11 protein-coding genes are annotated in these 18,978 nt (G+C 72.6%); 2 read left to right on the top strand and 9 right to left on the bottom strand.

Annotated features, from left to right (window positions below):
- Positions 1-508 precede the first annotated feature (508 nt).
- The 3 genes from glgB to RF640_RS10775 form a co-directional block, all read right to left on the bottom strand.
- Positions 509-4,447 carry a 1,4-alpha-glucan branching protein GlgB gene (gene glgB, locus RF640_RS10785; protein ID WP_035926180.1) on the bottom strand — a complete coding sequence of 1,313 codons (3,939 nt, stop codon included), beginning with the start codon at positions 4,445-4,447 and terminating at the stop codon, positions 509-511.
- 53 nt (positions 4,448-4,500) lie between these two features.
- A complete protein-coding gene (treS, locus tag RF640_RS10780; protein WP_017831955.1) occupies positions 4,501-6,267 on the bottom strand; it encodes a maltose alpha-D-glucosyltransferase in 1,767 nt (588 codons plus the stop codon).
- Positions 6,268-6,376: 109 nt separating this feature from the next.
- Entirely contained in the window at positions 6,377-8,389 is a 2,013-nt protein-coding gene (locus RF640_RS10775) for an alpha-1,4-glucan--maltose-1-phosphate maltosyltransferase (protein WP_136341817.1), read from the bottom strand.
- Between the two features lie 598 nt (positions 8,390-8,987).
- On the opposite strand from RF640_RS10775, the gene glgP reads away from it, so the two are divergent.
- Entirely contained in the window at positions 8,988-11,585 is a 2,598-nt protein-coding gene (gene glgP / locus RF640_RS10770) for an alpha-glucan family phosphorylase (RefSeq protein ID WP_368827802.1), read from the top strand.
- Positions 11,586-11,733: 148 nt separating this feature from the next.
- On the opposite strand, the gene glgX is transcribed toward glgP, so the two are convergent.
- The 6 genes from glgX to RF640_RS10740 are packed head-to-tail and all read right to left on the bottom strand — an operon-like array spanning position 11,734 to position 18,234.
- Positions 11,734-13,953, bottom strand: coding sequence for a glycogen debranching protein GlgX (glgX, locus tag RF640_RS10765; protein ID WP_368827800.1), 2,220 nt, complete (start codon positions 13,951-13,953; stop codon positions 11,734-11,736).
- Positions 13,940-14,917, bottom strand: a complete 978-nt coding sequence (gene rlmB / locus RF640_RS10760) for a 23S rRNA (guanosine(2251)-2'-O)-methyltransferase RlmB (RefSeq protein WP_095650907.1) — start codon at positions 14,915-14,917, stop codon at positions 13,940-13,942. Before rlmB ends, glgX begins: the two co-directional genes overlap by 14 nt.
- A 35-nt stretch (positions 14,918-14,952) precedes the next feature.
- Complete coding sequence (cysS, locus tag RF640_RS10755; protein WP_017831960.1) at positions 14,953-16,383, bottom strand: cysteine--tRNA ligase; 1,431 nt, start codon at positions 16,381-16,383, stop codon at positions 14,953-14,955.
- A gap of 35 nt (positions 16,384-16,418) precedes the next feature.
- Positions 16,419-16,910, bottom strand: coding sequence for a 2-C-methyl-D-erythritol 2,4-cyclodiphosphate synthase (gene ispF / locus RF640_RS10750; RefSeq protein ID WP_368827798.1), 492 nt, complete (start codon positions 16,908-16,910; stop codon positions 16,419-16,421).
- A gap of 3 nt (positions 16,911-16,913) precedes the next feature.
- Entirely contained in the window at positions 16,914-17,744 is an 831-nt protein-coding gene (gene ispD, locus RF640_RS10745) for a 2-C-methyl-D-erythritol 4-phosphate cytidylyltransferase (protein WP_035926165.1), read from the bottom strand.
- A 7-nt stretch (positions 17,745-17,751) separates the two neighbouring features.
- Positions 17,752-18,234, bottom strand: coding sequence for a CarD family transcriptional regulator (locus tag RF640_RS10740; protein WP_017831963.1), 483 nt, complete (start codon positions 18,232-18,234; stop codon positions 17,752-17,754).
- Between the two features lie 155 nt (positions 18,235-18,389).
- On the opposite strand from RF640_RS10740, the gene RF640_RS10735 reads away from it, so the two are divergent.
- Positions 18,390-18,941: a hypothetical protein gene (locus tag RF640_RS10735; RefSeq protein ID WP_017831964.1), complete on the top strand. Its 552-nt coding sequence runs from the start codon at positions 18,390-18,392 to the stop codon at positions 18,939-18,941.
- Positions 18,942-18,978: the final 37 nt, after the last annotated feature.

Genomic DNA, 18,978 nt, shown 5'->3' with positions numbered 1-18,978 from the left:
AACCAATCAACCGAATAAAACATCCGGTATCAACAAACATGGCACACTATTGAGTTCTCAAACAACAGACCGATCAGCCGTGTCTCGCTTGACACCTTGCTGCCGGAGTGCTCTGCAACCTTAGCCCTTCCGGTCGACCCCGGTCAATCTCAGGTGAACTCTTGGTTACCTGATCGTGACGGCGCCGCCTTCCGGCGAAGCTCACAATCTCCCATCCTAACACTCTTCCGCTCCCGTGCAACTCGCTGGCTGCTCGGTCGGGACCGTTCGGTGGGGGATGCCGCCCCGTGGATCTCCCGGAGGAGTTCCTCGCCGCGACGACTTGGATGAAGTTACTCGGTTTCCGCGGCCCGTGCAAACCGGCCTCCCGGACCCGCCGCCGCCGCCCGCCGGCGGTTTCTCCGGGCGCCCTCCGTCCCGCTCCCGGGACGGCGGAAGGGCCCGGATCCGAGGATCCGGGCCCTTCCCGTGACTCCGGCCGGCTCCCGCGGGAACGGCCGGGGCCGGCTCAGTGCTCGGCCGGCTTGAGGTACAGGACGGCGAGCGGCGGGACGGTCAGCTCGACCGAGGCGGGGTTGCCGTTGTGGGCGCCCTCGGTGGCGGTGACCTTGCCGAGGTTGCCCACGCCCGAACCGCCGAAGAGCTCGGAGTCCGTGTTGAGCGCCTCGACCCACTCCCCCGCCCACGGGAGGCCCAGCCGGAAGTTCTCGTGCGGGTTGCCGGCGAAGTTGGCCACGCACACGAGCGGGTTGCCCTGCTCGTCCCAGCGTGTGAAGGACAGCGTGTTGCGCCCGGCGTCGGCCGCGTCGATCCACTCGAACCCCGCGGGGTTGTTGTCCCGCTCGTACAGCGCGGGGGTCTCCCGGTAGATCCCGTTGAGGGTGCGGACCAGCTCCTGGACGCCCTTGTGCGGCGGGGTCTCCGAGAGCCACCAGTCGAGGCCGTGCTCCTGGGACCACTCGGACTCCTGGGCGTACTCCGTGCCCATGAAGATCAGCTGCTTGCCGGGGTGGGCCCACATGAACGCCAGGTAGGCGCGGACGTTGGCGAGCTGCTGCCACCGGTCGCCCGGCATCTTGCGCAGGAGGGAGCCCTTGCCGTAGACGACCTCGTCGTGGGAGATCGGGAGCAGGAAGTTCTCCGAGAACGCGTAGACCAGCGAGAACGTGAGCTTGTTGTGGTGGTAGTACCGGTTGACCGGGTCCTCCGCCATGTACTCGAGGGTGTCGTTCATCCACCCCATGTTCCACTTGAGCCCGAAGCCCAGCCCGTCGGCGTCGGTCGGCCGGGTCACGCCCGGGTAGGACGTCGACTCCTCGGCGATCATGACGATCCCCGGGGTGCGCTTGTACGCGGTGGCGTTGGCCTCCTTGAGGAACGCGATCGCCTCGAGGTTCTCGCGGCCGCCGAAGACGTTGGGCTCCCACTCCCCCTCGTTGCGCGAGTAGTCCAGGTAGAGCATGGATGCGACCGCGTCCACGCGCAGGCCGTCCACGTGGAACTCCTCGAGCCAGTAGGAGGCGTTGGCCACCAGGAAGTTCCGGACCTCGTTGCGGCCGTAGTCGGGGATCAGCGTCCCCCAGTCCTTGTGCTCGCCGCGGCGGGGGTCGGCGTGCTCGTACAGGGGCTCGCCGTCGAAGCGGGCCAGTGCCCACTCGTCCTTCGGGAAGTGGCCCGGGACCCAGTCCACGATCACGCCGATGCCGGCCTGGTGCAGCTTGTCCACGAGGTAGCGGAACTCGTCCGGGCTGCCGAAGCGGGAGGACGGCGCGTAGTAGGACGTCACCTGGTAGCCCCAGGACCCGCCGAACGGGTGCTCGGCCACGGGCATGAACTCCACGTGGGTGAAGCCCTGCCAGGTGAGGTACTCGACGAGCTCCTTCGCGAGGTCCTTGTAGCCGAGGCCCTTGCGCCACGAGCCGATGTGCAGCTCGTAGACGCTCATTGGCGCGTTGTGCGGATCGGTCGCCGCCCGGCGCGCCATCCAGGCGTCGTCCTGGAACTCGTAGTCGGACTCGAAGACGCGGGACGCGGTGGACGGCGGCACCTCGGTGCCGAAGGCCATGGGGTCCGCCTTCTCGCGCCAGCCGCCGTCCCGGCCGAGGATGCGGAACTTGTAGGTGGCGCCGGAGCCCAGGCCCGGGACGAAGATCTCCCACACGCCCGAGGAGCCGAGGGAGCGCATGGCGTGCTCGCTGCCGTCCCAGCCGTTGAAGTCGCCGATGACCCGCACCGCCTGGGCGTTGGGCGCCCACACGGCGAAGGCCACGCCGGTGATGTCGCCCATCGCGGAGGGGTAGCGGCGCACGTGCGCGCCGAGAACGGTCCACAGCGTCTCGTGGCGGCCCTCGCCGATGAGGTGGAGGTCCAGCTCGCCGAGGGTCGGCCCGAAGCGGTACGGGTCGTCCAGCCGCTGCGGCTCCAGGTCCCGGTAGGTCACGTCCACGCGGTAGTCGGGGATCCGGCCCGGCTCGTGCGCGGGGACCACGCCCGTGAAGATGCCGCCCCACTCGTGCTCGAGCTCGAAGGTGCCGTCCTGCGTCACGACCGCGACCGCGGTCGCGAACCGGCGCAGCGTGCGCACGGTGACGCTGCCGTCCGGGTTCAGGTGCGCGCCCAGGACGCTGTGCGGGTCGTGGTGGCGGCCCTCGGACACGGCGGCCAGCACGTGCTCGGCCACGTGCACCGGTCCCGCAGGGGCCACGTCGTGGCCGGCCGGGACGGCGCGGGACTTCTGGACGGGGTCGGATCGGTCCTGCGGAGTGCTGGCGCTCACTGCGTCCTCGATTTCCGTTCCCGCTGCCGCAGGGATGAGCCGCGCGGAGCGGGAGCTGTCGTCGTCGTGGTCGGTGCCGGGGGCGGGGTCCGCACCGGCGGTATCAGGGTTCACGCTACGCGACCGGAGGCTCTCCAGTGAACGGCGAACCGCCGCTGCCGGGACGTCCACCCAGTCGGGGCGGTTGCGCTGCTCGTAGACGACCTCGTACAGGGCCTTGTCCAGCCACAGCGCCTGGAACAGCGGGGAACCGCGGTCCACCGGGTGCCCGGCGCCCTGCTCGTAGCCCGCCAGGAACGCGTCGCCGGCGCGCCGGCCCCACGCCTCGGCGTCCGCCGCGCCGGCACGGGCGCCGAAGGCGGCGGCGTAGTCTAAGGAGCGCAGCATGCCGACCACGTCGCGCAGGGCGACGTCCGGCCGGGTGCGCTCCTCGATGGCGCGCAGGGGCTCCCCCTCGAAGTCGAGCACCTTGAACTGCCCGTCCTCGGTCTGCAGGACCTGGCCCAGGTGGTAGTCGCCGTGGATGCGCTGCAGCGGGGGCAGCTCCGGCACGTCACCGAGGGAGGTGATCAGCTGGTCGAGGGCGGCCGAGTGCTCCGAGAACAGGGAGCCGGTCTCCGTGCGGGCCCAGCGCAGGCGTCCGCCGAGGTCGTTCAGGAGGCGGGCGCGGGCGGCGTCGTCGGGGACGTCCGCGCCGAACGCGCGGCCCAGGTCGCGGTGCACGCGCGCGGTGGTGCGGCCCAGTTCGCGGGCCTCCTCGGTGAAGTCCGTGCCCTGCTCCGCGGCCTCGACGGCCCGGCCCCACGCGTCGGCGGAGCCGGCGAGGAACTCGGTGGCCACGGCCAGCTGGCCCTGCACGGTGCTCAGCCCGGTGCGCCAACGGGCGTCGAGCCACCCGAAGGTGCTCGGCACCGCGGGGCAGCCGAGCGCGGTGAGCTCGCGACCCACCTCCACGTCCGGGTTGTCGCCCTCCCCCAGCACGCGGAAGAACTTCACGATCACGGCGTCGGCGTCCGCCCGGCCCGCGGGCGGGGTGAGGATCACCGAGGAGTTCGACTGCTCGCTCGAGATCACGCGGACCTGCGCGGGCGTCTCGACCGCGTAGGGGACGCGCAGCACGTCGGCGTGCGCGCCCGTCACGGTCAGCCCCAGCGGGCCCGAGCTGAGCTGCTCCGCGCGCTGCATGAGCCCCAGGACCGGCCCGACGAACGCCGGGTCGCCGACCCCGTCGTAGACCCAGGGGCCGGCCACGGCGTCCTCCGCACCGGGCAGCGGCAGCCCGGTGCGGTGGGCCACGGCACGGCCGGCGCGGGCGGCCCGGTCCCGGAGGAAGCGCGCGGCCCGGCGCGGGGTGGCGGTCTCCTCCGCCGGGACGCCCGTCCCGGCGTCCTCGGCCGCGGCGGGCGCCAGCTCGCCGACGAGGAAGCGCTCGGCGCCCTCCAGGGGCGCGGCGCGGAAGCTCAGCGGCACCTGGAGCAGCTCGGTGCGCGCCCCCTCGGAGGCCTCGACCAGCAGGAGCCGGGCGCCGGCGCCTTCCTGGTCCGGGAGGGCCAGCTGGGCGACGACCCGCAGCTCCGTGCCCGCACCGCCGTCCGCGAAGGGGAACCACCGCTGCCGCGGCAGCCACCGGCGCAGGAGGTCGAGGAGCTCGTGGGGGTGCTGGTCGGTCATGGGATCGGGTCCTTCCGGGACGGGCGAGGAGGTGGCCGGACGCACGGACGCGCTCAGGACTTGGTGGCGGTGATGATCGGCATGGCCGTGGTCTGGGGGGACGTGCCGTCGTCGCGGGGAGCGGCCCGGAGGCGCAGCCAGAAGAAGTCCTGGCTGCCGAGGGTGATGCGGTACTCCCCGGCCTCGTCCACCTCGCCGAACAGGTCGCCGCCGAAGAGCTCGCGCAGCCCGCGGCCCGCGAACTGGGGCAGCCGGATCCGGGCGCACGCCGGGGTGTGCGCGAGGTTGAACAGGCACAGCACGGTCTCGCCGCGCCCGTCGTCGGCCTCCTCGTCGGGGAGCACGCGCAGGAACGCGAGCACGGAGTCGTGGTCCGTCTCCACGCCGACGTACGAGCCGAGGCCGAACGCCGGGTGCGCCTTGCGCACCGCGAGCATCTGGCGCATCCAGTGCAGCAGGGACGACGACGACGCCAGCTGCGCCTCCACGTTGACCTGGTTGTAGTGGTAGACCAGCGACTGCACCACGGGCAGGTACAGCTTGCCCGGGTCCGCCTTGGAGAACCCGGCGTTGCGGTCCGGGGTCCACTGCATGGGGGTGCGGGACGCGTCGCGGTCGTCGAGCCAGATGTTGTCGCCCATCCCGATCTCGTCCCCGTAGTACAGGAACGGGCTGCCCGGCAGGGACAGGAGCAGGGCGTGGATCAGCTCGATCTCGGCCCGCGAGTTGTCCAGCAGGGGGGCCAGGCGGCGGCGGATGCCCACGTTGGCGCGCATGCGCGAGTCGGGGGCGTACCAGCCGAGCATCGCCTGGCGCTCCTCGGTGGTCACCATCTCGAGGGTCAGCTCGTCGTGGTTGCGCAGGAACGTGCCCCACTGGGTGCCGCGCGGGATGTCCGGCGTCTCCCGCATGGTCTCCACGATCGGGGCGGCCTTCTGGTCCCGCAGCGCGTAGAAGATCCGCGGCATGATCGGGAAGTGGAAGCACATGTGGCACTCGGGGTCCTGCTCGCTCCCGAAGTACTCCACCACCTCGTGCGGCATCTGGTTCGCCTCGGCGATCACCACGCGCCCCGGGTACTGGTCGTCGATCATGCGCCGCAGCTCGACCAGGAAGTCGTGGGTGCCGGGGAGGTTCTCGCAGTTGGTCCCCTCCTCCTCGATCAGGTACGGGATCGCGTCGGCCCGGAAGCCGTCGATGCCCATGTCGAGCCAGAACTTCACCACGTCGTGGACGGCCTCCACCACGGCGGGGTTCTCGAAGTTGAGGTCCGGCTGGTGGGAGAAGAAACGGTGCCAGAAGAACTGCCGGCGGATCGGGTCGAACGTCCAGTTCGACTCCTCGGTGTCCACGAAGATGATCCGGGCGTCCTGGTACAGCTCGTCCGTGTCCGACCAGACGTAGAAGTCGCCGTAGGGCCCCTCGGGGTCCTCGCGGGAGGCCTGGAACCACGGGTGCTGGTCGCTCGTGTGGTTGAGCGGGAGGTCGATGATCACCCGCAGGCCGCGGGCGTGCGCCTCGGCCACGAGGCGCTTGAAGTCGCTGATCGTGCCGAACTCGTCGAGCACCGAGTAGTAGTCCGAGATGTCGTAGCCGCCGTCGCGCAGCGGGGACTCGAAGAACGGCGGCAGCCAGAGGCAGTCGATGCCGAGCCACTGCAGGTAGTCGAGCTTGTCGATCAGGCCGGAGAAGTCGCCGGAGCCGTCACCGTTGGCGTCGGAGAACGCCCGGACGAGCACCTCGTAGAACACCGCTTTGCGGAACCAGTCGGGGTCGTGGGAGATGCCGGGGGCGTTGAGCGAGTACGGCGAGATGCTCATGCGGGGGTGCCGCCTTTCGGACAGGTGGGTCGGAGGCCATCGGAGCTTGCGGAGGGGGCCCTCCCGGGGACGTCGCCCGGGAGGGCCCCGACGGGGTGCGGTCGAGCCCCTACTTGACGTTGCGGCGGACGTGCAGGACGTGCGCGGGGTCGTAGTGCGGGTCCAGGCGCACGTAGTTGTGCGTGCCCCACTTCCAGGAGTTCCCGCTGAGCAGGTCGTCCACCCAGAAGCTGCCGTCCTCGTTGAAGTCCGCGTCGTCCAGGTCCAGGGTCTCCAGGTCCAGCCACACGGTGCCCTCCCGGGTCGCGTGCGGGTCCACGTTCACGACCACGATCACCGTGTCCTTGTAGCTCGAGCCCCCGTGCCGGACGGTCTTCGTCTTCGAGTAGGCGACCAGAGCGTCGTCGGACGTGGACTGCACCGTCAGGTTCTGCAGGTCGCCGAACGCGGCGTGCCGGCGCCGGATCTCGTTGAGCCGCGTGAGGTACGGGGCGAGGGACTCGCCGCGCTCCTCGGCGCCGGCGAAGTCACGGGGCCGGTACTCGTACTTCTCGTTGTCGACGTACTCCTCGGCGCCGGCCCGGGCCACGTGCTCGTAGAGCTCGTAGCCGGCGTAGACGCCCCAGAGGGGCGAGCCGGTGGCGGCCAGGACGGCACGGATCTTGAAGGCCGCGGGCCCGCCGAACTGCAGGTACTCGGTGAGGATGTCGGGGGTGTTGACGAAGAAGTTCGGCCGGTACACCGCCGAGGTCTCGTGGCTGATCTCCTCGAGGTACTCCTCGATCTCCTTCTTGGTGTTGCGCCAGGTGAAGTACGAGTAGGACTGCTGGAAGCCGACCCGGGCGAGGCCCTGCATCATGGCCGGGCGGGTGAACGCCTCGGCCAGGAACACGACGTCGGGGTGCTTGGCGTTGACGGTGCCGATCAGCCACTCCCAGAACCACAGGGGCTTGGTGTGCGGGTTGTCGACCCGGAAGATCTTCACCCCGTGGGAGATCCACAGCTCCACGATCCGCAGCACCTCGAGGGACAGGCCCTCGGGGTCGTTGTCGAAGTTGATCGGGTAGATGTCCTGGTACTTCTTCGGCGGGTTCTCCGCGTACGCGATGGAGCCGTCGGCGCGGGTCGTGAACCACTCCGGGTGCGCGGTGACCCACGGGTGGTCCGGGGAGGCCTGCAGAGCGAGGTCCAGGGCCACCTCGAGGCCCAGGTCCCCGGCGCGGGCCACGAAGCCGTCGAAGTCCTCGAACGAGCCGAGGTCCGGGTGGATCGCGTCGTGCCCGCCTTCGGGGGCGCCGATGGCCCACGGGGACCCCGGGTCCTGCGGACCGGCCACCAGGGTGTTGTTCGGGCCCTTGCGGTGCGCCGTGCCGATCGGGTGGATCGGGGGCAGGTAGATGACGTCGAAGCCCATGGCCGCGACACGGTCGAGGCTCTCGGCGGCGGTCCGGAAGGTGCCGGAGGCCCACGTGCCGGACTCGGCGTCGAAGACGGCGCCCTCGGAGCGGGGGAAGAACTCGTACCAGGACCCGCGGCCGGCGGCGGCGCGCTCGACCTTCAGCGGGTAGCGGCGGCTCTCGGTCACGAGGTCCCGCAGCGGCCGCTCGGCGACCACGGCCAGGACCTCGGCGGAGGTGCCGGCCTCGAGCCGGTGCTCGGCGGGCAGCTCCCCGTTGCCGAGCGTGCGGGAGACCGCGCGGAACAGCTCGGCGTCGGAGTCCGGGCGGCCCGGCTCCGCGGCGGCGCGGTCGAAGAGCACGACACCCTCGGCCATCATGAGGTCGACGTCCTGGCCGACCCCCACCTTGATCTCCGCGGCGTGGCGCCACGTCTCGAACAGGTCGCCCCAGCCCTCCACGGCGAAGGTCCAGGCGCCCTCGGACGACGGCGTCAGCCACGCCTCGTAGCGGTCGGTGCCGGGAGTGGTGAGGCGCATCGGCACGCGCTCGGCCTCCGCGCCCTGCGGGTCGTAGAGCACCGCGGTCACGCCCAGGGCGTCGTGGCCCTCACGGAACACGGTGGCGCCCACGCGGATCGACTCGCCCGGCACGGCCTTCGCCGGGAAGCGGCCGTCCTCGACCACGGGGCTCACGCCGACGACCGGGATCCGGCCGTAGACCAGGTCCTCGCGGGAGAACGCCGAGCCGGCGGCCTTCCGGCGCGTGGTCGTCGACTTCCGCGGCGTGGTGGCCTTCTTGGCGGTGGCCGTCCTCGTGCCGGCGGCCTTGGCCGCAGGCGTCCCTGCGGCTGACTTCGCCGCGGCCGTCCTGGCCGTGGACGTCCGCTTGGCACGCGGCTTGGGCTCCGCCGCGGGGACGACGGCGATGCCGGGCTCGTCGGCCACGGGCGCCGTGACCTCGGGCTCCGGGGCCTTCCGGGCGGTGGACGCTCTGCGCCGCGCCGGTGCCTTCTTCGCGGGCTGCTCGGCCGGCGCCGCGGCGGCACCGGTCCCGGCACCGGGAAGGGCGGGCGTCGTCGTCGAGGGGTCGGGGGCGGGCGCGCCGGCCGGGCTCGAGGCCGGGTCGGACGGGGGCGGCGTGTTGGCTTGGCTCACCTGGACCACGTTAGCGACAAACCCGGCGATCGTTAAGCCCGCTGTCGAACCGTGGGACGGTGTCGCCGTCCCAGTGTCACGGCCCCGGTCGGGCGGTGCGGCGCGCCGGGGGACGGATGGGCGGCGGCACCGCCGTCCGGCGCCGCCGCACCGGTAGTCTGACGGCGTGAAGGCAATCCGTAGATTCACCGTGCGCACCGTGCTGCCGGAGTCCATCGCCCCTCTGAGCCGACTCGCGAGGAACCTCCGCTGGTCCTGGCACCGGCCCACCGAACAGCTGTTCGCCGAGCTGAACCCGCAGGCCTGGGACGCGGTCCACGGGGACCCCGTCAAGCTCCTCGGCTCCCTCACCCGGGAGGAGATCCAGCAGATCGCCCAGGACCCGGCCACGGTGCGCCGGATCGAGGAGCTGGACGCCGATCTCGAGCGCTACCTCACCGACGACCTGTGGTACCAGAAGACGCAGGCGGAGGACGCCCCGCGGTCCATCGCCTACTTCTCCGCCGAGTACGGTGTCACCTCCGTGCTCCCCCAGTACTCGGGCGGGCTGGGGATCCTCGCCGGCGACCACCTCAAGAGCGCCTCGGACCTCGGCGTGCCGGTGGTGGGCGTCGGCCTGTTCTACCAGCACGGCTACTTCAAGCAGTCCCTGTCCCGCGACGCGTGGCAGCAGGAGTCCTACCCCGTGCTCGACCCGGACGGCATGCCCCTGACGCTGCTGCGGGAGGAGGACGGGAACCCGGTCCGGATCACCCTGCCCCTGCCCAACGGCCGCTCCCTGTCCGCCCACATCTGGCGGGCCGACGTCGGCCGCGTCCCCCTGCTGCTGCTCGACTCCGACATCCCGGACAACGACGACCACGCCCGCAACGTCACGGACCGCCTCTACGGCGGCGGCGGCGACCACCGGCTCCAGCAGGAGCTGCTCCTCGGGATGGGCGGGATCCGGGCGCTGCGGGCCTTCTCCCGGCTGACCGGGGCGCCCGCCCCGGAGGTCTTCCACTGCAACGAGGGCCACGCCGGGTTCCTGGGCGTCGAACGGATCGCGGAGCTCATGGACCCGGCGGACGGGACCGAGCCGATGACGTGGGACGAGGCCCTGACCGCGGTGCGCTCGGCCACCGTGTTCACGACCCACACCCCGGTGCCCGCGGGCATCGACCGGTTCGAGCAGGCGCAGATCGAGCACTTCCTCAACGCGGGTCTCGCCCCGTCCGTGCCCACGGCCAAGGTCCTGTCCCTGGGCGCCGAGGACTACGACGGCGGCGACCCCGCCAAGTTCAACATGGCGGTCATGGGCCTGCGCCTGGCGCAGCGGGCCAACGGGGTGGCCAAGCTGCACGGCGTGGTCTCCCGGGGCATGTTCCAGGGGCTGTGGCCGGGCTTCGACGTCGACGAGGTGCCGATCGGCTCGATCACCAACGGCGTGCACGTCATGACCTGGATCGACCCCCGCATGGCGGAGCTGGCCCTCGACCCGATGGGCTCGGACCTGAACCGGGCCGCGCGGTGGCGCCGGATCTACGGCGCCGACGACGCCGAGCTGTGGGCCGTCCGCCGGGAGCTGCGCACCCGCCTGGTGGAGGACGTCCGGGCCCGGCTGCGGGCGTCGTGGAAGAAGCGCGGTCTCGCGGACGCCGAGCTGGGCTGGACCGACTCGGTCCTCGACCCGGGCGTGCTCACGATCGGCTTCGCTCGCCGGGTGCCCACCTACAAGCGGCTCACGCTCATGCTGCGGGACCCGCAGCGGCTCAAGCGGATCCTGCTGGACCCGGAGCACCCCGTCCAGCTCGTGGTCGCCGGGAAGTCCCACCCTGCCGACGAGCAGGGCAAGCGCCTGATCCAGGACCTCGTTCGCTTCACGGACGACCCGGAGGTGCGCCACCGGATCGTGTTCCTCCCCAACTACGACATCGCGATGGCCCAGACCCTCTTCCCGGGCTGCGACGTGTGGCTGAACAACCCGCTGCGCCCGCTCGAGGCGTGCGGCACGTCCGGGATGAAGGCCGCCCTCAACGGCGGGCTGAACCTCTCGGTGCTCGACGGCTGGTGGGACGAGATGTACGACGGCCAGAACGGCTGGGCCATCCCGACCGCCGACGAGGGCGCGCACCCGGACGAGCGCGACGACATCGAGGCCGCCGCCCTCTACGAGCTCATCGAGAACCACGTGGCCCCGCGGTTCTACGGCGAGACGGCGGAGGGCTCGGACCCGAACACCGACGGCGTGCCCCACCAGTGGCTGGCCATGGTCAAGCACACCCTCGCGACGCTGGGCCCGCAGGTCTCCGCCAAGCGCATGCTCGAGGACTACGTGCAGCACCTCTACGTGCCGGCCGCCGTCTCGGGCCGCCGGACGGCGCTGGACGGCCACGCGGCCGCCCGGGCGAAGTCCCGGTGGGTCGGGCGCGTGCGCCAGGCGTGGGGCCAGGTGGCGGTCGAGCACGTGGACGCCGAGGGCGTGGCCCAGGAGCCGCAGATCGGGGACGAGCTCACGGTGTGCGCCTACGTGTCCCTCGGCTCGCTGAGCCCGGAGGACGTGTGCGCGGAGATCGGGTACGGCCGGGTCTCGGAGACGGACCACATCCACGAGCGCAAGTACGCGGGGCTGAGCCCCGTCGGCGACCTCGGCGGGGGGCGGCACAAGTTCTGCGGCACGATCACCGTGGACCGCTCGGGCCCGTTCGGCTACACCGTCCGGGTGCTGCCCGCCCACCCCGAGCTCGCAGACAAGGCCGAGCTGGGACTGGTGACCAACGCCTGAGCCGCCGCCGCGCGGCGCGCAGGAGGGGCCGCACCCGTGATCCACGGGTGCGGCCCCTCCTGCGCGCGGGCCGCCGCAGCTCGGCGCACCGGAAAGCTCGGCGCACCGGAAAGCTCAGCGCACCGGGCCCCTCAGCGCACCCGGGTGCTCAGAGCACCCGGAAGAGCGTCACCGAGCCGGCGGGCACGCCCTGCGCCTGGCCCGCCCGGTAGCGCGTCCCGTAGCGTCCGTGCAGCACGGAGGCCGTGCTGTGCACCAGGGAGTAGACGCCGTCGGCCTTCGCGAGGGGGTGCCCCTGCTCGTCCGGCCGCAGGAGCTCCGCGAGGTTCGGGAAGGTGATCGCCATGTCGGCGCTCGCGCCGTTGATCACCATGAGCCCCGCCACCCGGCCGCCGCGGGAGCCGATCAGCACCTGGATGGTCCGGGCCCCGGGGGTCTGCCAGCCGGTGGCGGTCATGGCCGACCCGTCGGGGCCGAACCAGTGCATCATCACCTCGTCGGGGCGGGTCGGGAAGTGGGACGGCTGTCCGGCCAGGAACTCCCCGCGCACGCCGATCAGGGATCGGGTGGCCGCGAGCATGGCGCGGTCCGCCGGCGTGAGCCGCCAGTCCACCCAGGACAGCTCGTTGTCCTGGCAGTAGGCGTTGTTGTTGCCGCGCTGGGTGCGGCCGAACTCGTCCCCGGCCGTGATCATGGGCACGCCCTGGGAGAAGAGCAGGGTGGCCATGACGTTGCGCATGGTCTGGGCCCGGTCGGCCCGGATCCGCACGTCGCGCGCCGGGCCCTCCACCCCGTGGTTCCACGAGTGGTTGTCGTTGGTCCCGTCCCGGTTCTTCTCCAGGTTGTCCTGGTTGTGCTTGTTGTCGTAGGAGACGAGGTCCGCCAGGGTGAAGCCGTCGTGGGCGGTCACGAAGTTCACGGACGCCAGGGCGCTGCGCCCGGACGCGGCGAACATGTCCGAGGAGCCGGCGAGCGCCCCGGCGAGCCGGGCGGCGTTGCCCCCGTCCCCGCCCAGGCTCATGCTGCGCGGGCCGGTGAGCCAGAAGTCGCGGACGGTGTCCCGGAAGCGGTCGTTCCAGTCGGCCCACCCCTCGGGGAAGTGACCGGTCTGCCAGCCGCCCATGCCCACGTCCCAGGGCTCGGCGATGAGCTTCGTCCCGAACAGGGCGGGGTCCGCGCCGACGGCCACGAGGAAGGGGTGGTTGCGGGTGAAGCGGTGGCGCTCGTCCCGGGCCAGCTCGGGGGCGAGGTCGAAGCGGAAGCCGTCCACGTGGCAGCGCTCCACCCAGTAGCGCAGGGAGTCCAGCGCCATCTGCACCACCCGCGGGTTGCCGAAGTTCACGGAGTTGCCGCACCCCGTGACGTCCACGTAGCGGCCGTCCTCGCCGTGGCGGTAGTAGGCCTCGTCGCCGAGTCCCCGCCAGCAGTAGGCGGGCTCCTCCTGGCCGGCCTCCGCCGTGTGGTTGTAGACGACGTCGAGGTAGACCTCGAGCCCCGCGCGGTGCAGCTCCCGGACCATCGCCTTGAACTCGTCCAGCACGCCCTGCGGTCCCCGGGCGCGGGCGGCCTCGGTCGCGTAGCCGGCGTGCGGGGCGAAGAAGCCCAGGGTGTTGTAGCCCCAGTAGTTGCTCAGCCCGAGGGACGTGAGGTGCGGCTCGTCCAGGTGGGCGTGCACCGGCAGGAGCTCGACGGCCGTGACGCCCAGGGACGTGAGGTACCCGGTCATCGCGGGGTGCGCGAGCCCGGCGTACGTGCCCCGCAGCTCCTCCGGGACGTCCGGGTGCAGGGCGGTCAGGCCCTTGACGTGCGCCTCGTAGACGACGGTGTCCCGCCACGGGGTGGCCGGGCGGCGGTCCTCGTCCCAGTCGAAGTCCTGCTGGACGACCACGGAGACGTAGCGGCCCCCGTAGGCGTCGGGGCCGGGATCGACGACGCCGGGCGGCGGGGCGACGCGGCGCAGCCCCTTGCCGTAGGGGTCGAGCAGGATCTGCTGGGCGGCCGGGTCCGGGGAGCGGTGGCGGGAGGCGACCGGCGAGTCGGCGGGCACGAACCCGTACTCCGTGCCGGCGGGCAGGGCCGGGGCCTCGTCCCGGTGCCGCAGGTAGTCGAAGCCCGTCTCCGAGAGCCGCTGCTGCTCGGCCGGCGGGATCGTCCCGTGGTGCACGCCGCCGGTGCGGCCGGTGAGCCGCCGCCGCTGCCAGCGGCCGCCGGGCAGCCGGAAGACGATGTCCAGGTCGGGGATCCCCGGGGCGTAGACCGCCACGTTCGCGCTGCCGTCGCGCTCGGGAGAGGGGTGGACCCCGAGGGGGTAGGGGTGGGAGACGTACGGCCGACCGGTGTCCTGCCGCCGGGGCTCAGGAACCAGCACGGCGTCGCGATACCTCGTACAGGGTGATGCCCACGGCCATCGAGGCGTTGAGCGACTCCATCGTGGAGTCGATGGGGATGGAGACGACCTGGTCGCAGTTCTCGGTGACCAGCCGGGACAGGCCCTTGCCCTCCGAGCCGACCACGATGACGAGCGGCTCGGTGGCCAGCTCGAGGCCGGGCAGCTCGACGTCGCCGCCGCCGTCGAGGCCGACCACGAAGTAGCCCATGGCCTTGAGCTCCTCGAGGGTGCGGTTGAGGTTGGCCGCCTTGGTGACGGGCACGCGGGCCGCGGCGCCGGCGCTGGTCTTCCAGGCGGAGGCCGTGACGCCCACGGACCGGCGCTCGGGCACGATCACGGCGTTGCCGGAGAACGCGGAGACGCTGCGGATGATGGCGCCGAGGTTGCGGGGGTCGGTGATCCCGTCGAGGGCGACCATCAGCGGGGGGCGGCGGATGTGCCGCTTCTCCCACTGGGTCATGAACTTCCGGGCCGCCTCCACGGCGTCCTGGTACTCGTAGGCCGGCACCTGCAGGGCCACGCCCTGGTGCACGGCGTCGCTGGTGAGCCGGTCGAGCTCGCCCTTGGAGGCCTCGAGGATCGTGATCCCGCGTTCGGCGCAGAGCTGCAGGATCTCGCGCACGCGGTCGTCGACGTCGATCTTGCTCGCCGCGTACAGGGCCTTGGCGGGGATGTCCGCGCGCAGCGCCTCGACCACGGAGTTCCGCCCGGTGACGAGGTCCTCCTGGACCTTGCCGCGGGTGCGGGCCGGGGAGCGGCCGCCCTGGCCCTGCCGCCGGTCGGCGGCCTTCTTCATCTTGTGCGCCTTGTGGTACGGGCGGTCCTCGGCCTTGGGGGTGGGGCCCCGGCCCTCGAGGGCCTTGCGTCCGTGGCCGCCGGTGCCGACCAGCGGGCCCTTCTTGTTCTTGCGGATCGCGCCGGGACGTTGCTTGGGGGTTGGCATGGGTTCCTCTGTTCGGTCGGTGTGGTGCGGCCCGGTCAGGCCACGGACCAGGTGGATCCGCCGGCGGCGTCGCGCACCGCGACGCCGGCGGCGGCGAGCTCGTCCCGGAGGGCGTCGGCCCGGGCCCAGTCCTTGGCGGCGCGGGCCTGGTCGCGCTGGGCCAGCAGCGAGCGCACGAGGGCGTCGAGGGCCGCGTGCTCGGCGGCGTTCCCGGCGGCGTCCCCGAGGTCCATGAGCGCGGTCAGGCCGAGGACGTCGGTCATGGCGCGCACCGCCCGGGCGGGCGCGGCGGCGTCCAGGCCGTCGGCGAGCGCGGAGTTGCCGGCGCGGACGGTCTCGTGCAGGACGGCGAGGGCCTGTGGCACGTTGAGGTCGTCGTCCATGGCGTCGCCGAAGGCGGGCGGCACGTCCCCGGCCGCCCCGTCGAGGTCGGCGCCGGCGTCCCGGGCCGCGCGCAGGAAGGACTCGACCCGTTCGACCGCGGCCGTGGCCTCGGCGAGGGAGGTGGGCCGGTAGTCCAGCACGGAGCGGTAGTGGGCCTGGCCGAGGTAGTAGCGCACGGCCAGCGGCCGGGCCTCGGCGAGCATCTCCGCCGGGGAGACGGTGTTGCCGATCGACTTGGACATCTTCTCGCCCGCGTAGGTGACCAGCCCGTTGTGCAGCCAGAGCGTCGCGAACCGCTGCCCGGCCGCCGCCGACTGGGCCAGCTCGTTCTCGTGGTGGGGGAAGCGCAGGTCCAGTCCGCCGCCGTGGATGTCGAAGTGCTCGCCGAGGTACTTCGCGGCCATGGCCGAGCACTCGAGGTGCCAGCCGGGCCGGCCGGCGCCCCAGGGCGAGTCCCAGCGGGCGGTCTCGGGCTCGCCCGCCTTGTGCCCCTTCCACAGGGCGAAGTCGCGGGGGTCCCGCTTGCCGCGGGGGTCGGCGTCGGGGGCGTCCTGCATGTCGTCGACCGACTGGTGGGTGAGCTCGCCGTAGCGCTCCCAGGAGCGGACGTCGAAGTAGACGTCCCCGGAGCCGTCCGGCGCCGGGTAGGCGTGCCCGGCGTCGACGAGGGTGCGGATCAGGGCGTGCATCTCGGGGACGTGGCCCGTGGCGCGCGGCTCGTAGGTGGGCCGGCCGACGCCGATGGCGTCGTAGGCGGCGTTGAACGCCTGCTCGAACCGGTAGGCCAGCGCCCACCACGGCTCGCGGGGGTGGTCGCCGGCGTAGTCGGGGGCGAAGGACGCGGCCGAGTTCGCGAGGATCTTGTCGTCGATGTCGGTGACGTTGCGCACGGTGGTGACCCGGTAGCCGCGGTGGGCGAGCCACCGGGCGAGCTGGTCGAAGACCAGGGCCGAGCGGACGTGGCCGATGTGCGGCATGCCCTGGACCGTGGCGCCGCAGTAGTACAGACGGGCCTCGCCGGGGTGGGCGGGCGCGAAGTCCCGCACGGTCGCGGTGGCGGTGTCGTAGAAGCGCAGAGTCACACGGCCCATCATAAGGGCGGGCGGTGGCGCCCCGGTCAGGCCCGGCGCGCGTCCGCGGGCACGACCAGCGCGGTGGCCACGGCCGCGAGGCCCTCGCCGCGGCCCGTGAGCCCGAGCCGGTCGGAGGTCGTGGCGCTGACCGTGACGGGCGCACCGGCCGCGGCGGTGAGCGCGGCCTCGGCCTCGGCCCGCCGCGGCGCGAACCGCGGCCGGTTCCCGATCAGCTGCACGGCCACGTTGCCGATCTCGAAGCCGGCCTCCCGCACGATCCGGGCCGCCTCCGTGAGGATCCGCACCCCGGACGCGCCCTCCAGCTCGGGGCGGTCCACGCCGAAGTTGGCGCCCAGGTCGCCCGTGCCGGAGGCCGAGAACAGGGCGTCGGCGGCGGCGTGGGCCACGACGTCCCCGTCCGAGTGCCCGGCGAGACCGCGCTCCCCCGGCCACTCGAGGCCCGCGACCCACAGCGGGGTGCCCTCGGGCCCGAAGGCGTGGACGTCGACGGCGATGCCGGTGCGGGGCAGGATCACGGGTCAGGGCTCCTCGGGGTCGAGCAGATCGGGGTGAGGGCCGGGGGTAGGAGCGGCGGTGACGGGCACCGCCGCGTCCGTGCCCGGTGCGCGTCCGCGCAGGACGGCCTCGGCCAGTACCAGGTCGAGCGGGCGGGTGATCTTGAAGGCGTGCTCGTGGCCGGGCACCGTCAGCACGGTGGTCCCCGGGGCGTGCGCCTCCACGAGGGAGGCGTCGTCGGTGACGGACCCGGGGTCCGTCCCGGCCTCCGCGGCGGCGCGGTGCACCGACCGGAGCAGGGCGAGGTCGAAGCCCTGCGGGGTCTGGACCGCGCGCAGCACCGTGCGGTCCACGGTGCCGAGCGACCGTCCGGCGTCGTCCACCCGGCGCATCGTGTCCGCCACAGGCAGCACGGGGACCACGGCGCGCTCCCCGGCGCGCAGCCGGTCCACGACGGTGCGGAAGACCTCGGGCGGGGTGAGGCAGCGGGCGGCGTCGTGGACGAGCACCGCGGTGCAGGCGGGCTCGGACCGCGCGAGCTCGGTCAGCGCCTCGCGCACGGACTCCGCGCGGGAGGCGCCGCCGGTCACGGGTCGCGCGCCGTGCGCCCGGGCGGTCGCGGAGAGCTCGACGTCCCCGGCCGGGACGGTCACCAGCACGGGCCCGGTCAGCCCGGCGCACCGGATGCCCCGCAGCGCGTGCTCCAGGAGGGGGCGGCCGTCGAGGGCCACCAGGGCCTTGGGGATGCCGTGCCCGAGTCGTGTGCCGGAGCCCGCCGCCACGACGACGACGGCGAACCCGCCCTCCGGGGAGGGCGGGTTCGCCGTGGTGGACCGTGGTGCATTCCCGCTCACGGGTCGGTCAGGACGCCAGGATGTCGTCGAGGCGCTTCTCGGCCTCTTCCTCGTCGATCTTCTTGGCGAGCGCCAGCTCGGAGGTGAGGATCTGGCGGGCCTTCGTCAGCATCCGCTTCTCCCCCGCCGAGAGCCCGCGGTCGCGGTCGCGGCGCCAGAGGTCGCGCACGACCTCGGCGACCTTGAGCACGTCGCCGGAGGCGAGCTTCTCGAGGTTGGCCTTGTAGCGCCGGGACCAGTTGCTGGCCTCCTCGGTGTCCTTCGCCTGCAGGACCGAGATGACCTTCTTGAGCCCGTCCTCGTCGACGACGTCGCGCACGCCCACCAGGTCGACGTTCTCCGCGGGTACCTCGATCACCAGATCCCCCTGGGTCACCTTGAGCTTGAGATACATCTTCTCTTCGCCCTTGACGGTGCGGGTCTTGATCTCCTCGATGGTCGCCGCGCCGTGGTGCGGGTAGACAACCGTCTCGCCAACCTCAAAAACCATATGGAAATACCCCTTTCAGAACTTCCATTCTAACACGGTGTAGGATTCGCCGATCCGGGGCGGGCGGGGACCGGGGGCCCGTCGATGCGGACGATCCGTCGGCAAACGGATAAGCTGGTCGGGACATCGTCCTGAGCTCCCGAGGAGTACGCGCCGTGAAGATCGCCGCCCGCCAGAAGCTGCGTCGCGCAGGCCTGAGTGCCGCCGCCGCGGCCGCCCTGCTGACCACCGCCGGATGCGCCTACATCAACCCGCCGGCCACGACCATGGTGTACTCGGCCGCGGACGGCATCGTGGAGCAGGTCGGGGACGTCAAGCTGGCCAACGTGCTGATCGTGGCCACCGGCGCCGACCAGGAGGGTCGCGTGCTGGGCACCCTGGTGAACGACGGCGACCAGGACGTCACGCTGTCGATGGACGTCGACGGCGCCACCGCCGAGGTGCAGATCCCCGCCGGCGGCACCGTGGACCTCGACCAGGACGACCCGGTCGTGACCGTGGACCGTGCCGGCGCCGAGCCGGGTCTCATGGTCGAGACCGAGTTCACCGCCGGCGGCGAGTCCCTCACCGAGCGGGTCCCGGTCCTGGACCACACCTTCTCCCGCTACGCCGAGTTCATCCCCGGCGGCGCGCCGAGCACCCCGGCGAACCCCTCCAACACGCCCGTGCCCGTCGAGGAGATGGTGGGCCAGGAGAGCGGCCACTGACGACTCCCACCGGCGCGCACGAGCGGAAGGGCCCGGA

The organism is Kocuria sp. CPCC 205231 (assembly GCF_040980965.1).
GTDB classification, from domain to species: domain Bacteria; phylum Actinomycetota; class Actinomycetes; order Actinomycetales; family Micrococcaceae; genus Kocuria; species Kocuria rosea.
This window is presented reverse-complemented; position numbering and strand designations above follow the sequence as displayed.

Coding starts and splice junctions, on each gene's coding strand:
- glgB (WP_035926180.1), bottom strand. CDS start 4,447: ATGACCGACCAGCACCCCCACGAGCTCCTCGACCTCCTGCGCCGGTGG.
- treS (WP_017831955.1), bottom strand. CDS start 6,267: ATGAGCATCTCGCCGTACTCGCTCAACGCCCCCGGCATCTCCCACGAC.
- rlmB (WP_095650907.1), bottom strand. CDS start 14,917: ATGCCAACCCCCAAGCAACGTCCCGGCGCGATCCGCAAGAACAAGAAG.
- RF640_RS10740 (WP_017831963.1), bottom strand. CDS start 18,234: ATGGTTTTTGAGGTTGGCGAGACGGTTGTCTACCCGCACCACGGCGCG.